We start from the raw sequence: 15,240 nt of genomic DNA on the forward strand, positions 1-15,240 counted from the left end.
GTCCCGCCGCGCCGCCGTACCCGTGATCACCTACCCCGAGGAGCTTCCCGTCAGCGCCCGCCGCGAGGAGATCGCCGCCGCCATCCGCGAGAACCAGGTGGTGATCGTGGCCGGGGAAACCGGCTCCGGCAAGACCACCCAGCTGCCCAAGATCTGCCTGGAGTTGGGCCGCGGCATCACCGGCATGATCGGCCACACCCAGCCACGCCGTATCGCCGCACGCTCGGTGGCCGAACGCATCGCCTACGAGCTGTCAACCCCCATCGGCCCCGACGGCGTGGTCGGCTACCAGGTGCGCTTCACCGAGGAGACCGGCCCCAACACGCTGGTCAAGCTCATGACCGACGGCATCCTGCTGGCGGAGATCCAGTCCGACCCGCTGCTGCGCCGCTACGACACGATCATCGTGGACGAGGCGCACGAGCGCAGCCTGAACATCGACTTCATCCTCGGCTACCTGGCCCGACTCCTCCCCCAGCGCCCGGACCTGAAGGTCATCATCACCTCCGCCACCATCGACTCCGAGCGCTTCGCTGCCCACTTCGGCCATGACGCCCCGCTCGCCGGAGGCGGCCAGGACGCCCTCGCCGAACATGGCGACGCCGCCACACAGGCCCGCCCCACACGGGTGCCCGCACCGGTGATCGAGGTGTCCGGACGCACCTATCCGGTGGAGATCCGCTACCGGCCGCTGGTTCTCGACCCCATCGACCCCGACGACACCGATGCCGGGTCCTCCGCCAACGCCGCCCCCGGGGCACCCGCGGAGACCGACCGCGACCAGGTCACCGGCATCCTCGACGCCGTCGACGAGCTCATGGCCGCCGGTAGCGGCGACATCCTGGTCTTCCTTGCCGGGGAGCGGGACATTCGCGATACCGAATCCGCCCTCATCGACCACCTGGGCCCGCGCTACACCCCGCACGGGCGTACCTCCACCCCCGGCGCCGTCGAGGTGGTGCCGCTGTTCTCGCGCCTGTCCGCCGCCGAGCAGCACCGCGTGTTCGAGGCGCACACGTGCCGACGCATCGTGCTGGCCACCAACGTGGCCGAGACCTCCCTGACCGTGCCCGGCATCCGCTACGTCGTCGACCCGGGCCTGGCGCGCATCTCCCGCTACTCCAACCGCACCAAGGTGCAGCGCCTGCCGATCGAGCCGATCAGTCGGGCCAGCGCCAACCAGCGCTCCGGACGGTGCGGGCGCGTCGCCGACGGTATTGCCATCCGCCTGTACTCCCGGTCCGACTTCGAGTCGCGCCCGGAGTACACCGAGCCGGAGATCCTGCGCACCTCGCTGGCCTCGGTGATTCTGCAGATGGCGGCGCTCGGCCTGGGCGACGTGCAGGACTTCCCCTTCCTGGACGCCCCCGACGCCCGCGCCGTACGCGACGGCATCCAGCTGCTGGGCGAGATCGGCGCCATCGAGACCTCCGGCCGCGAGGGCTCGGGGCGGCGGCGGGGAGGCCGGGGCGACGGCGTCGGCGGGCCGCGGCTGACCGAGGTGGGCCGGCGCCTGGCCCGGCTGCCCATCGACCCGCGACTGGGGCGCATGCTGCTGGAGGCCGGTGAACGCGGCTGCGTCAGCGAGGTCATGGTGATCGTGGCGGCACTGTCGATGCAGGACGTGCGCGAGCGCCCCGCCGACCATCAGGAGGCCGCCGATGCCCTGCACCGGCGCTTCGCCGAGCCGACCAGCGACTTCCTGACGTACCTGAACCTGTGGCGCTACCTGCGCACCCAACAGCGCGACCTGTCCGGCTCCGCCTTCCGGCGCATGTGCCGCTCCGAGTTCCTCCACTACCTGCGGGTACGCGAGTGGCAGGACGTGTACAACCAGCTGCGGCAACTCGCCCGCCCGCTGGGACTCGCCGCCGCCCCCGTCGACCTGCCCACCGCGAGCGCCGTGCGCGCGGCCGCCGCCGGCCTGGAGCCGGGCACGCAGGCGGCCACCATTGCCCACGGGGACGTGGCGGCAGCCGTCGTCGCCCTGGGTCGCAGTGCGGACACGCCCAGCGCGGACGCCATCCACCGCTCGCTGCTGGTGGGACTGCTGTCCAATGTGGGCACCTGGGACGAGCGTCGTCGCGAGTATGCGGGTGCCCGCGGCAGCCACTTCGTGATCTGGCCGGGCTCGGGTCTGCGCCGCAAGAGCTACGACTGGGTGATGACGGCAGAGCTGGTGGAGACTTCCCGCCTGTTCGCGCGGACGGTCGCCAAGGTCGACGGGCGTTGGATCGAGGAGGCGGCCGGGGCGGCCGGGCTGCTGCACCGGGTGTATGGGGAGCCGTACTGGTCCACGCGCCGCGGTACCGCCATGGTGCACGAGAAGCTGCTGCTGTACGGGATGACCCTGGTGGCCGACCGCCCGGCCACGCTCGCCTCGGTCGGCACCGCCGATGCGCGCGAGTTGGCGCGGGAGATGTTCATCCGCTCCGGGCTGGTGGAGGGCGGCTGGCATGCCCGCCACGGCTTCGTGGAGCGTAACCGGGCGCTACTGGAGGAGCTGGCCGACGTCGAGCAGCGTCGCCGCGAGCACGGGCTGCTGGCCGGCGACGAGGCCCTGTTCGACTTCTACGACGACCGCCTGCCCGACGACGTCTACGGCGCGAACGACTTCGACGCCTGGTGGAAGCGCGAGCGCCGCAACCGTCCGGACCTGTTCGACTTCACCCGCGAGCTGCTGCTGCCCGGCGGGGACGACACCGCCGGTTACCCCGACGCCTGGGTGCAGGGCGATCTCACGCTCAGCCTGGAGTACGTCTTCGAGCCGGGGACTCCCAACGACGGCGTGAGCGTACTGGTTCCGGTGGAGGTGCTGGGCCGTCTGGAGCCGACGGGCTTCGACTGGCTGGTGCCGGGTCTGCGCCCCGAGCTCGTGGTGGCAACCATCCGCGCCCTGCCCAAGCGGGTGCGTCGGGCACTGGTGCCGGCGCCCGACGTCGGGGCGCAGGTGTGGGAGGCGATCCGCCGGGACGTCCCCGGTGCGGCCGGAGGCGCGGGGGCGCCTTCAGCGCCTGGGGTTCCCCTCCGGGAGGCCTTCACGGATGCGGTGGGGCGCCTGCGGCAGGTGGAGATCACCGAGGCCGACTGGGAGGAGGCCGCCGCGCGGCTGCCCGAGCACCTGCGCATCGCCTTCGTGGCCGTGGATGGGGCCGGCCGGGAACTCGACCGGGATAAGGACCTGGTGGTGTTGCAGCGCCGCCAGGCCGGGCGCACCGAGGCGGCCGTGCGCGACGCCGTGCATGGCGCCATCGCCCAGGCCATGGCCGATGCACAGCGTTCCCAGGGGCGGCGTCGCAGCGGACGCGGCAGGCGGCGCGGCCAGGGCGGCGGCCCGGACGCGGGTGCGTTTGCCTCCCGAAATGCCGGGGGCAATGCCGCACCCGCGGCGAATGACAAGGGGACCCGCGCCGTCGGGCCGGGACTGGCCGAGCGTGCGGGACTGACGGACTGGCCAAAGGACGTCACCGGCCTGGAGGGTCCGGAGCGCTCCACGATTCCGGCCACGATCGAGACCCCGGGCACGGCCGGCCTGGTGGTGCGCGGCTACCCGGCGCTGGTGGCCGTGGGGGCGCGAGGCGCGGATCTGCGGATCCTGCCCGACGCCGTCGCCCAGGAACGCGAGCACGGCGCCGGGGTGACGGCGCTGGCGCTGGCGCGTACCGCCCTGCCCACGGCCCGCATCACCTCCCGGTGGAACCCCACCGAGACGCTGACGCTCGCGGCCAGCCCCTATCGGAGCACCGAGGCACTGGTGGAGGACATGCAGCTGACGGCCGCGCGGAGCATCGCCGACCGCTGGGCCGCGGCGCGGCGCACGCCCCTGGCCGGTGTGCGGGAGCAGACCGTGTTCGAGCAGCTGGTGACCACCATGCGCCAGGAGCTGGAGGACGAGGTCTACTGCGTGGCGCAGGTGTCCGCCAAGACGCTCGCCGCCCAGCGGGAGGTCGAGCGGGAGGTGTCGACCCACACCTCATTGGCGCTGCTGAATACGCTGCAGCAGGTGCGCGAGCATGCGGCGGCACTGGTATACGACGGTTTCATCGCCGACACCCCGCCGGAGCAGCTGCGGCACCTGCCCCGCTATTTGCAGGCGCTGGCAATGCGCGTGGGTAAGGCGGAGTCCTCCCCCAGCCAGGATGCGGCGCTGGCCTACCAGGTGGAGCAGGCCGAGCGGCTGTTGGCCGATGCCCGGGCCCGGGCCGCGGCGCTACCGACAGATCCCGAGCGGGAAGCCGTACTGGTCGAGGCGCGCTGGTTGATCGAAGAGCTGCGCGTGAGCCTGTTCGCCCAGACGCTCGGCACCGCCCGCAAGGTCAGCGTGCAGCGCATCAGCAAGCTGCTGGCCAAGATCTGAGCGGAGCCGTCGCGGAGCCGTCATCGCGAGGCCCCGGAAGGGGCCCCGCACGGCGGTCTCCGCTTTCTCCTCTGTGCGGAGCTCGCGTATTCAGTCAGTGCCGATCGTGTCTATGACGGCCTTGGCGGTCTTGAGGTCGGCGCCGGTGCGCTCGCGATAGGCCTTGATCGCCGCAATCGGCCGCCCAGAAGTCACCAACTCGATCTCCTCCGGGTTCGGCTGCGGAAAGGAGGAGACGGGTCCGGCGGACGACGAGGCGACGACCGGGACACGGCCCGCTGCGATTTCGGCGGCTGCCGCATCAATTGCAGTCTTTGCCGCTTTCAGGTCGGCGCCGGTGCGCTCGCGATAGGCCTTGATCGCCGCGATCGGTTGCTTATGGAGAATGAGGGCCAGTTCTTCGGCTGAAACTTCGGCTGTTCCGATGCCGGCGTCTGCCCCGGCGAGCACGCTCCCAGCGGCATTGTTTCCCGTGGCTGTGCCGCCTGCCGTCGGTGCGGGCACCAATGTGGCCTTGGACTTATCGCGTCCGAAGAGCCAGGAGAACAGGCTGGTGTGTGGAGCGTCCTTCATGGCAGCGCAGCCTAGCGGAACACCTCCGGGCAGCTTCGGGCCGCGCTCACAGCCGGAACCGCACGCCGTCGACGACCAGACCCATCAGTGAAATGATGCTCCGGCCCACGCCAGGATCGGTCCTCCGCAACCGGCCGTCCCGATGCACCCGCGTACCCGACGACAACCAACCGTCACCTAGCAGCCCACCACACCCTAAAAATGAAAGAGTCACTGCGAAGGCCACCGCTGTCTATAAAAGGCGCGTGCAGTCACTCCCGCGCCCGAAGGACCTCGCCGACGCTCCGCTGCCGAACGGGCCGCACCCCGCCTCGTCGACCGCCGCTGACCGGCCTGGCGTCCTTCCAGGTGCTCGTCGGCGCCGAACCGGGGGCAAGCCCCGACCTCGTGGGGAATGCGCGCAGGGCGCCATCACAGGACTGCGGAAACCAGCCGGCACACGTTGTCGATGTAGCGCCGCCACCAGGGTTCTTTCGCCCACTCCGCAGCGGTCAATTCGGTGGACACGCGCCGGTAGTAGGCGTCGTTGTCCCTGAGCAGCGCATCCAGGTCGCCGCCGAAGGAAAGCAGCATCATCTCGTAGTTCAGGGCGAAGGAGCGGAAGTCCATGTTCGCGCTGCCGATTACGCCGACCTCGCCGTCGACCGTCAGGTACTTGGCATGCAGAACCGTCGGCGCCGGGTATCGGTAGATGCGCACACCGGCGGCGAGCAGCGCCCCGTAGTAGGAGCGTTGAGCGTGGTTGACGATCAGATGGTCGGATTCCTTGCCGACGAACAGTTCTACGTCGACCCCGCGGTAGGCGGCCGTTGTCATGGCGGCCAGCAGTGCCTCGTCGGGGATGAAGTAGGGGCTGGTGATCGACACGCGCCGGGTGGCGTTCTCGATCAGGGATACGAACATCCGGCGATTCGGTTCGGTGGGGTAGCCGGGCCCGGAGGGCACCAGTTGCATGGCGTTGACGACGGCGTCGGGCCGGTCCGGCTGCGGCGCGGGCGTGCCGACCGAGGGCCTACGGGCCAGTAGTTCGGTCACGTCGGGCGTCCCCGGAAGCGCGTCCTGTACCTGAAGCACCTCGCCGGACTCGAAGAACCAGTCCATGGCGAAGACCGTCTCGGCCTCCACCACAATGTCCCCGGTGACCTCCACGGACAGGTCGGACCAGGTGCGTCCGGCCCGGATGTTGGAGCGCAGCCGGTAGGTGGGGTCGATGATGTTGTGCGAGCCGATGAAGGCGCGCTCGCCGTCGATGGTGAGGACCTTGCGGTGGTTGCGCAGGTCGGGGCGGCGGAAACGCCGTTTGTGCGGCAGCAGCGGCATCATGAGCCGCCACTGGATACCCGCGGCGGTGAGCCGTCGGCCGAAGTCCTTCCAGCCGGGATACTTGCGCGAGCCGAGGTGATCCACCAGTAGGCGCACGGTGACGCCGCGGGCGGCGGCCCGGGCGAGCGCGTCGTAGAAGACGTCGGTGACCTCGTCCCAGCTCTGGATGTAGAACTCGACGTGCACGTGGTGCTGGGCCGTGTCGATGATGCGGGCCATGGTGGCATAGGTCTGGGCGGAGTCCCGGTGCAGGGCGACGACCTCCCCGGTGACACAGGGCAGGCCGGTGAGTTTACGGTTCATCCGCAGCACCGAACTGAGCTGCGTTGACGGCCGTGCCCCGGCGGGCACATCGGGCATACCCGAGGCGAACTCGTTTACGACCGCATTGGCCTCGAGCTGCTGCTGGTAGCGCTTGCCGTGCACCCAGGGGCTGCCCAGGAAGAGGTACAGGGGCAGGCCCACCACGGGAAGCAGGAAGATCAGCAGCAGCCAGGCGGTGGACGATGACGGACGACGGTTCTCCGGGACGGTCCCCAGCGCCACGAACTTGATCACATACTCCAGGACAACCCATACGGTCGTCAGCACCGGATGCCAATCCATGCAGGCAATCCTCACACGCTTGCGGCCAGCACCGCACCGCCCCGACGGCGCGCCGTATCAGTCGGCGGTCGACGGCGTGGGGTCGCCGAACAGCGTGCGGTAGTAGCCGTAGAAGTTCCAGTTGCCCCAGCTGGTGCAGTCGTCGCCGCCGTCGGCCGCAGCGGTGTTGGCCAGGTAGGGCGTGTAGTTGTACAGGCCCGCCGTAGCCTGGTTGGCGGGCGTCAGCTCGCCGCTGCCGCACAGCGCATTGGGCGAGTAGGCCAGCTGTGTGGTCGTGCCGGCAACCACCTGGAAGCCGGCCGGGTCGAGCCGGTAGGTCTGGAACTGGGAGGCGGCGCCATACAACTGGCGGAAGAAGCCGGCGTATTCGGGGTCGCACTCCTGCCCGTCCGGGCAGGCGTAACCGGTGGCCGCCTGGTAGCGGCTCTCGTTCAGGGTGAGCCCGGACGCGGTGAGCAGTCCCTGTTCTTTTTGCAGCAGGACCAGCAGCACGCGCGGGTTGATGTCGCAGGAGGTGGCTACCTGGGAGATGACCTCAGCGGCCGTCTCCCCCGTGGTGGCGGTGTAACCGCCGGGGCAGGCGGTGCTGGCCTGGCGGTCCTCGGTGTCGAAGGTGGCGTCCGCCAGACAGGGGGTGCCGTCGACGCCGCTCTGACAGCCCGCGTTGACGGTGTCGATGAAGGCGGCGACCTCGGTGGCGGTCATGGCGGAGGAGTCGTAGAAGACGTCGTCGTCGATGATGTGCTCGGCGTCGAAGCCGGTCATGTCGCGAGCGATGGCGGTGGGCCTGGTGGCCGCCGTGGGGGTGGGTGAGGCCGGTGCGGTCTCGACGGCGTTTATCACCAGCAATCCGACCAGCAGCGTGGTCAGGAATGCGGTCAGGAAGATGCCGACCGGGCCGAGTCGGCGGGGGTGGCGTCGTCCACCGCGGCGCCGACGGGAGCCATGTCCGCGCGCCCCGGCTCTGGCCGCCCTGGCCAGCCGGGTGCCGCGCGGCGGCGTTGAACGGCTGCGGGCGGATGTTCCGCGTGCCGCCCGGTGGTCGGCGGCGGTGTGGCGCGTGCGGCTTTGCGGGGAACGGCGCGTCGGCCGGTCGGCGGGACGTGACATCGCAGCAATGTTGCCACACGCCGGCGCCGACTGCGCGAAGCCGGACGCGGCGGGGGCATCCCTCGACAGTGCGTCCGGACCCGACATGAATCAACTACGCTCGGGGCGTGAACCTGCCCGACGTGCTGCCGCTGGCCCAACTCTTGATGGAGGAGCACGACGTCGCCGATTGGTCGGTGTCATTCGACCGCGCGCGGCGGCGGGCCGGGCAGGCCGACCACTCCCGTCGGCGTATCACTCTGTCCCGGCAACTGATGGCGCTGTACGACGAGGCCGAGGTGCGTGAGACCGTGCTGCACGAGATCGCTCATGCCCGCGTGGGTGCGGCCCATGGGCACGACGCCGTGTGGCGCGCGGAGGCCCGCCGGATCGGCGCCTCCGGCAGGCGGCTGGTCAGCGGTGAGGCACCGCGTGTGCCGGGACGCTGGGTGGGGACCTGCCCCGCCGGGCACACCGTGGACCGGATGCGTCGCCCGGCGCTGCCGTGCTCCTGCTCGCGTTGCGCGCGGGGCTTCAGCGCCGAGCACCTGCTGAGCTGGTCCTACGACGGCGTGCCGGTCAGCCCGCAGGAGATCGGCGCCGGCTATGCCCGGGCCCTGGCCGGGATTTCCCGCGCCGGCCGCCGCGCGGCCCAGTGACCGCGCGGTACGCCGCTTGGCCACGGAGCTGGTCGGCGCCCCGCTAGCACCCCGGTGGCGCGGCCGACGACTCACTTGCCAGCGGTGGACTCACGGACCACGAGCTCGGGTGGGAAGACGATGTGGCGCACCGCGCCGTCGGCGGACAGCAGCAGGTCGGCGGCGGCCGCCCCCATCTCCCGCATGGGTTGACGCACGCTGGTCAGCGGGGTGATGAGTTCGGAGGCGACGGAGACGTCGTCATAGCCGACGAGGGCGACGTCGCCCGGGATGCTCAGGCCGCGACGGCGAATCTCCCGCATGGCGCCGATGGCGAGCTGGTCGTTGGCGCAGAACAGGGCGGTCGGCGCGGGGTCGCCTCCCAGCAGCGCTGCCGCTCCGACGGCGCCGGCATCCGCGGTGAAGCCCTGTCCGCCGCTGACGGCCTCGATCTCCGTGAGGGACTCCTCCGGGTCCAGGCCCGCCTCGGTCAGCGCGGCAATGACGCCGTCGCGCCGGTCCACGGCCTGGCGCACCGTGAGGGGGCCGTTGACGAACCCGATGCGGCGGTGGCCGAGTTCGATCAGGTGGGTGACGGCGGCACGTGCGCCGGCGACGTCGTCGCCGGAGACGGTGGACAGCTCCGCGGAAATCGGGGGGTGATCCATCAGCACCACGCGGATGCCGCGGCCGGCGAGGACGGCGAGGTTGTCGAGCGTGGAGGCGGACGGGGTGACGATGACGCCGTGCACGTCCATGCCGGCCAGCAGGGTCATCAGTTCGCGCTCACGCTCCGGATCGGAGTCGGTGGAGCCGAGCATGGGGATGCGGCCGTCCTCGCGCAGACGGTCCTCGATGCCGCGGGCGGCCTCGGTGAAGAAGGGGTTGGAGATGTCGTGGACGAGCACACCCACCAGAGAGGAGCCGCCGTGGCGCAGGCGGCGGGCCGCCTCGGAACGGACGAAGCCGAGCTCGTCGATGGCGGCGCGCACGCGGTCGAGAGTGGGCTGGGCGACGCGTTCGGGGTGGTTGAGCGCGTGCGAGACCGTGCCGACCGAGACTCCCGCCCGTTCGGCCACGTCACGCACCGAGGGCCGTGCCATGTCTGCTCCTTCCGTCGCTGCCGGTGATAGGGACGGCGGCGCACCGCCTAATCGTGCATATCATCCCAGGTCTGCGGCCGGGCTGCCGCTATCCGCGAACGCTGAGCCAGAAGGCGTAACCGATACGCGCAAACCTCGGTAACGTTTAAGAAAAACCCACCCTGGGTCAGTAGAGAGGATCCGCCCAATGACCGCGCAGAGCACCGCCAACTCGAAGACACTTGTGGTCCACTATTCCGCCCACGGGCACACCCGCCGCGTGGCGGAGACCATTACCCGTGCGCTCGGCGCCGACGCCTTCGTGCTCGCGCCCGCCGACGCCTACAGCGAACCGGACCTGGACTACAACGATCCGCGCAGCCGGGTCTCACGCGAGCACGTCGACCACAGCCTGCGTCACGTGGAACTGGTGCAGGACACCCCGGAGGGCTTCGCCGACTATGACGTCGTGCTGGTCGGCTACCCGATCTGGTGGGGTGAGGCCTCCTGGGTCATGAACGACTTCGTGAAGCACAATGACTTCACCGGCAAGACCGTGATCCCGTTCTGCACCTCGTTCTCCTCCCCGGTCGGCACCAGCGCCCGCGATCTCGCCGCTCTGTCCGGCACCGGCGACTGGAGGCCCGGCACCCGCCTGGAGGCGAACACCGACGCCGCGGGCGTACGCCGCTGGCTCGACCGACTCGGAGTCGAGGCATAGGCAGCAGCGGATCTCGACGACGGGCGGGCGTCCGGTTCGCCGACCAGCGGAATGCTGGTTCGGCGTGGCCGGGCGCCCGCCCGTCAGTGCTGGCGGCCGGGATCCGGTTGCATGCCGCCCCTTGACACTCGCCCGGGACCGGACTAGCGTTACCTGCGTTGAAACGGTTCACACCGTGGTGCCGCGAAGCCAGCGGCGCAAGACTCGAACAAGGACGTTCCATGACCGACTCCCCAACCACCGACGCCCCCACCGCGGGCGCCACCGAGCAAGCAGCCCTCACCGAGCTGCTGAACACGACCACAGCCCGGTCCCCTCACCGCTGCTGCTTCCTACTGCACGTACGCCCGGACCGGCTCACCGAGTACGTCGAGGTCCACCAGCACGTGTGGGAGGAGATGCGCCAGGCCCTGACCCGCTGCGGATGGCGCAACTACTCGCTGTTCCTGCGCCCCGAGGACGGGCTCGTCGTCGGCTACTTCGAATCCGACGACGTCGACGCCGCCCAGGCCGCCATGGGCGACGAAGAGGTCAACACCCGCTGGCAGACGGAGATGGCCCAGTACTTCGTCCAGCCCGACGGCGGCACCAACGAGATCCTGCCCCAGTACTTCTATCTTCCCTGACGCTCCCTGCCCCACCCCCATCCCCCACGATTCAAGGAGGAACCCGTGGCACGCAAGCCACTAACCGGCTGGAAGGCGACCGCCGCCGTCTCCATGTCGAACTACATCGACTCCGGCTCCATCATCGCCATCGCCACCTCGCTCGGCTTCTGGAGCGCCGCCTACTTCCCCGACGACGACGGCACCATCGCGGGCCTGCTCGCCGCCTTCAGCTCCAACGCCTTCGGCGCCGCCATCGGCGCCCTGATCGGCGGCCCGCTATGCGACAAGTACGGGCGCAAGTTCATCTACACCTATGACCTGCTGCTGTATGCGCTCGGCGGCCTGATCGTCGTCTTCACCGGGAACCTGCCGATGCTGTTCACCGGCTTCGTCATCATCGGCCTGGCCGTGGGCGCCTCCGTCCCCGCCGGGTGGACCTACATCGCCGAGTTCGCCCCCACCGGTCAGCGCGGCAAGCACATCGGCGCCACGCAGCTGGCCTGGTCCTTCGGCCCGTTCATCGGCTATGGCCTGGCCGCCGCCCTCGCCCCGCTGGGCCTGCTCGGCAGCCGCATCATCTTCGCCCACCTGGTCGTGATCGCCCTGGTCACCTGGTACATCCGGCAGGGGCTGGAGGAGTCCGAGACCTGGCAGAACGCCAAGGGCGGCGCCCAGGCCAAGCCGCCGTCGATGTGGGCCGCCTTCCGCAAACTGTTCAACCGTCGCGTGAACATCACCGCGCTCATCTTCCTGGCCGTCATCTACACCTGCTGGAACCAGGCCGCCTCCCAGAACGGCATCTTCCTGCCCACGATCCTCAGCTCGATGGGCTACGAGACCCTCCAGACCGACCTGTTCTCCATGCTGTCGTGGGGCTTCGTCATCGTCTCCACCTTCGTCTTCATGAACCTGGTGGACCGCGTCCCCTACCGCTGGCACTTCCTGGTAGGCGGACTGGCGGCCATCGTCTCCTGGATCATCCTGGTCTTCGGCCCCTCCGACGCCGCCTGGACCGCCTTCGGCTACACCATCGTGTGGGGCCTGTCCGCCGGCCCGTCCGCCCAGGCCTTCTACTCGGTGTGGTCCCCCGAGCTGTTCGCCACCCCGTACCGCTCGGCCGCTCAGGGCATCGTCTTCTTCGCGGTCCGCCTCGCCTCCGGCCTGATCTCACTGATCTTCCCGGTCATCCTCAAGTGGGAGGGCGGCCTGATGATCGACGGACTCATCCTCATCGGCTTCCTCGTCGTCTCCACCCTGGTGGGCACCATCGGCGCCCCCAAGACCCAGGGCAAGTCCCTGGAGGACATCGAGTTGGAGCGCTACGGCGAGCGCGTCACCAACGCCAACGCCTGATCACCCACGGCCCGGTCCACCGGCCTGGGCCGCAACAACCCCACCACCATCCGAACCAACCGCATTCAAGAAACGGAGAGAAACCATGACCGCATCGGTCCCCTCGCTGTCCGACCTCAGTGATGAGGCCCGCAGCCTCCTGAAGACCCAGTCGATCGAACTGCCCAGCTGGGCCTTCGGCAACTCCGGCACCCGCTTCCGTGTGTTCACCACCGCCGGCGTGCCCCGCGACCCCTACGAGAAGATCGACGACGTCGCCCAGGTCAACAAGTACACGGGTATCACCCCCCGGGTCTCCCTGCACATTCCGTGGGACAAGGTGGACGACTACGAGGCACTGCGCAAGCACGCCGAGGACCAGGGCGTCACCATCGGCAACATCAACTCCAACGTCTTCCAGGACGAGGACTACAAGCTCGGCTCCCTGACCAACTCCAATGAGCGCATCCGCCGCAAGGCAATCGACCACCACCTGGAGTGCATCGACATCATGCGCGCCACCGGCTCGCCGGCCCTGAAGATCTGGCTGGCCGACGGCACCAACTACCCCGGCCAGGACTCCATCCGCGCCCGCCAGGATCGCCTGGCGGACTCCTTGGCGGAGATCTACGCCGCCCTCGACGACGACCAGGAACTGGTGCTGGAGTACAAGTTCTTCGAGCCGGCCTTCTACCACACCGACGTGCCGGACTGGGGCACCAGCCTGGTGCACTGCCTGGCGCTGGGAGACCGCGCCAAGGTCGTGCTCGACACCGGCCACCACGCCCCCGGCACCAACATCGAGTTCATCGTCGCGCAGCTGCTGCGGCTGGGCCGCCTGGGCGCCTTCGACTTCAACTCGCGCTTCTACGCCGACGACGATCTGATCGTGGGTGCCGCCGACCCCTACCAGCTGTTCCGCATCATGAACGAGATCGTCTCGGCCGGGGCGCTCGCCCCCGACTCCGGCGTCAACTTCATGCTCGACCAGTGCCACAACCTGGAGGAGAAGATCCCCGGCGAGATTCGTTCGGCCACCAACGTGCAGGAGGCGACCGCCAAGGCGCTCCTGGTGGACCGCGAGGCCCTCGACCAGGCGCAGCGCGCCGGCGATGTCCTGGCCGCCAACGACATCCTGGTTGACGCCTTCAACACCGACGTGCGTCCGCTGCTGGCGGAGCTGCGCGAGGCCCAGGGGCTGGCCCCCGACCCGATGAAGGCCTTCCTCGAGTCCGGCTACCTGGACAAGATCCGCTCCGAGCGCGTCGGCGGCACCGCCGCCGGCTGGGGAGCCTGAGAGAGGTGCCGACCATGACCAACGCCCGCCCCATCCACGTCGGGGCCGTCGACCTGGGCGCCTCCTCCGGGCGCGTCATGGTCGGCACCATCGCCGACGGCCGCATCGAACTGACCGAGACGCGCCGCTTCGCCAACGGCCCCATTCCCCTGCCGGGCCCCGGCGGCGAGCGCCTGTACTGGGACGTGCTGCACCTGTGGGATGAGATCCGCCAGGGTCTGCTCGCCGCCGTGCGCGACGTCGGCCCGCTGTCGGCCGTCGGTATCGACACCTGGGGCGTCGACTACGGACTGCTCGGCCCCAGCGGCCTGTTGGCCGGGCAGGTCTCCTCCTACCGCTGCCCCCGCACGCGGGGCGTGCCCGAGGAGGTCTTCGCGGCCATCCCCGCCGCCGAGATGTACTCGGTCAACGGCCTGCAGGTGCAGGACTTCAACACGCTGTTCCAGTTGGTGGCCGAGTCCCGCGACGGCGGCCTGCCCCGCGTCACACCGGCCGACGGCGGCACCGCCTCGGCCGCAGGCGCAGGCTCCGCCCAGCGCACCATGCTGCTGCTGCCGGACCTGTTCACCTATTGGCTCACCGGCAGGCCGGTCGCCGAGATCACCAACGCCTCCACCACCGGCCTGGTCGACGCCCGGGCGCGCACCTGGTCCGTACCACTGCTTGAGCGGCTGCGCAACAATCTCGGCGTGGACCTGAACGGCGTACTGCCGGAGGTCATGGAGGCCGGCACCGTCGTCGGGCCGGTACGCCGCGACGTCGTCGACGTCTTCGACCCTGACGGTCGCCCGACGCCGGTGGTCGCCGTCGGCTCCCACGACACCGCCTCCGCGGTCGCCGCCGTGCCCGCGGCCGGAAGCGACTTCGCCTACATCTCCTGCGGCACCTGGTCGCTGGTCGGACTCGAACTGGGCACGCCGGTGCTCACCGAGGCATCCCGGGCCGCCAACTTCACCAACGAGCTCGGCGTGGACGGCACCGTGCGCTACCTGAAGAACGTCATGGGGCTGTGGGTGTTCAACGAGGCCGTGCGCACCTGGCGTGAGCAGGGTCTGGAGCTGTCCTACCGGGAGCTGGACGCCGCCGCCGAGGCCGCCGACCCGTTGCGCACCGTCGTCGACATCAACGATCCGATCTTCTTCGACCCCGGTGACATGGCCGCCCGCATCGACGACTTCGCCATCCGCACCGGCCAGCCGCGCCCGCGCTCGGTCGGCGAGTATGTGCGCTGCATCGACGACTCCCTGGCCCTGGCCTACCGCCGTGCCGTGCGTGAGGCGAGCGACTTGTCCGGCAAGCGCGTCGGCGTGCTGCACATGGTGGGCGGCGGCATCAGCAACCGGCTGTTGTGTCAACTGGCCGCCGACGCCACCGGGTTGAAGGTGGTGGCCGGGCCCGCCGAGGGCACCGCCCTGGGCAACATCGTCGTCGCCGCCCGCGGCGCGGGGCTGATCGAAGGCGACCTGACCGCACTGCGAAAGCTGGTGCGCGCCTCCTGCGACATCACCGAGTACGCCCCCGACCCGGCAGCGGCCGCCGGGTGGGACGCCGCCGAGCGGCAGTTGTACGGCTGAACCACACCCCGCCCGCGCCCCGCGCACCATCCGCCAACCA

Annotated in this window: 11 protein-coding genes; 7 read left to right on the top strand and 4 right to left on the bottom strand. The window is 70.1% G+C overall.

The genetic code is table 11. From position 1 onward, the window contains the following. The coding region (gene hrpA / locus BN1056_RS00120) for an ATP-dependent RNA helicase HrpA (RefSeq protein ID WP_210578126.1) at positions 1-4,357 on the top strand (4,357 nt) is incomplete at its 5' end. 90 nt (positions 4,358-4,447) lie between these two features. Here hrpA and BN1056_RS14485 read toward each other — a convergent pair. From BN1056_RS14485 to BN1056_RS00135, 3 genes are all read right to left on the bottom strand, one after another. Next, complete coding sequence (locus BN1056_RS14485) at positions 4,448-4,930, bottom strand: hypothetical protein (RefSeq protein ID WP_244671409.1); 483 nt, start codon at positions 4,928-4,930, stop codon at positions 4,448-4,450. A 411-nt stretch (positions 4,931-5,341) separates the two neighbouring features. Further along, the gene (cls, locus tag BN1056_RS00130) at positions 5,342-6,859 is read right to left on the bottom strand and encodes a cardiolipin synthase (protein WP_210578128.1); all 1,518 of its coding nucleotides are present in this window, start codon (positions 6,857-6,859) and stop codon (positions 5,342-5,344) included. A 57-nt stretch (positions 6,860-6,916) separates the two neighbouring features. Next, on the bottom strand, positions 6,917-7,969 hold the full coding sequence (locus BN1056_RS00135) for a hypothetical protein (protein ID WP_244671410.1): 1,053 nt from the start codon (positions 7,967-7,969) through the stop codon (positions 6,917-6,919). 107 nt (positions 7,970-8,076) lie between these two features. On the opposite strand from BN1056_RS00135, the gene BN1056_RS00140 reads away from it, so the two are divergent. Then, positions 8,077-8,607, top strand: coding sequence for a SprT-like domain-containing protein (locus tag BN1056_RS00140; protein ID WP_210578131.1), 531 nt, complete (start codon positions 8,077-8,079; stop codon positions 8,605-8,607). A gap of 71 nt (positions 8,608-8,678) precedes the next feature. Here BN1056_RS00140 and BN1056_RS00145 read toward each other — a convergent pair whose 3' ends face one another. Further along, on the bottom strand, positions 8,679-9,689 hold the full coding sequence (locus tag BN1056_RS00145) for a LacI family DNA-binding transcriptional regulator (RefSeq protein ID WP_210578133.1): 1,011 nt from the start codon (positions 9,687-9,689) through the stop codon (positions 8,679-8,681). Between the two features lie 187 nt (positions 9,690-9,876). Here BN1056_RS00145 and BN1056_RS00150 point away from each other — a divergent pair, with 187 nt between their 5' ends. From BN1056_RS00150 to BN1056_RS00170, 5 genes are all read left to right on the top strand, one after another. After that, the gene (locus BN1056_RS00150) at positions 9,877-10,389 is read left to right on the top strand and encodes a flavodoxin (protein WP_210578135.1); all 513 of its coding nucleotides are present in this window, start codon (positions 9,877-9,879) and stop codon (positions 10,387-10,389) included. A 221-nt stretch (positions 10,390-10,610) separates the two neighbouring features. Next, complete coding sequence (locus BN1056_RS00155; RefSeq protein WP_210578137.1) at positions 10,611-11,015, top strand: L-rhamnose mutarotase; 405 nt, start codon at positions 10,611-10,613, stop codon at positions 11,013-11,015. A 45-nt stretch (positions 11,016-11,060) separates the two neighbouring features. Next, positions 11,061-12,350, top strand: a complete 1,290-nt coding sequence (locus tag BN1056_RS00160) for an MFS transporter (RefSeq protein ID WP_210578138.1) — start codon at positions 11,061-11,063, stop codon at positions 12,348-12,350. 85 nt (positions 12,351-12,435) lie between these two features. After that, positions 12,436-13,626: an L-rhamnose isomerase gene (gene rhaI, locus BN1056_RS00165; RefSeq protein ID WP_210578139.1), complete on the top strand. Its 1,191-nt coding sequence runs from the start codon at positions 12,436-12,438 to the stop codon at positions 13,624-13,626. A 14-nt stretch (positions 13,627-13,640) separates the two neighbouring features. Further along, on the top strand, positions 13,641-15,200 hold the full coding sequence (locus BN1056_RS00170) for a rhamnulokinase (RefSeq protein ID WP_210578140.1): 1,560 nt from the start codon (positions 13,641-13,643) through the stop codon (positions 15,198-15,200). Positions 15,201-15,240 lie beyond the last annotated feature (40 nt).

This window comes from Actinomyces succiniciruminis, from assembly GCF_900002405.1.
Taxonomy (GTDB): Bacteria; Actinomycetota; Actinomycetes; order Actinomycetales; family Actinomycetaceae; genus Actinomyces; species Actinomyces succiniciruminis.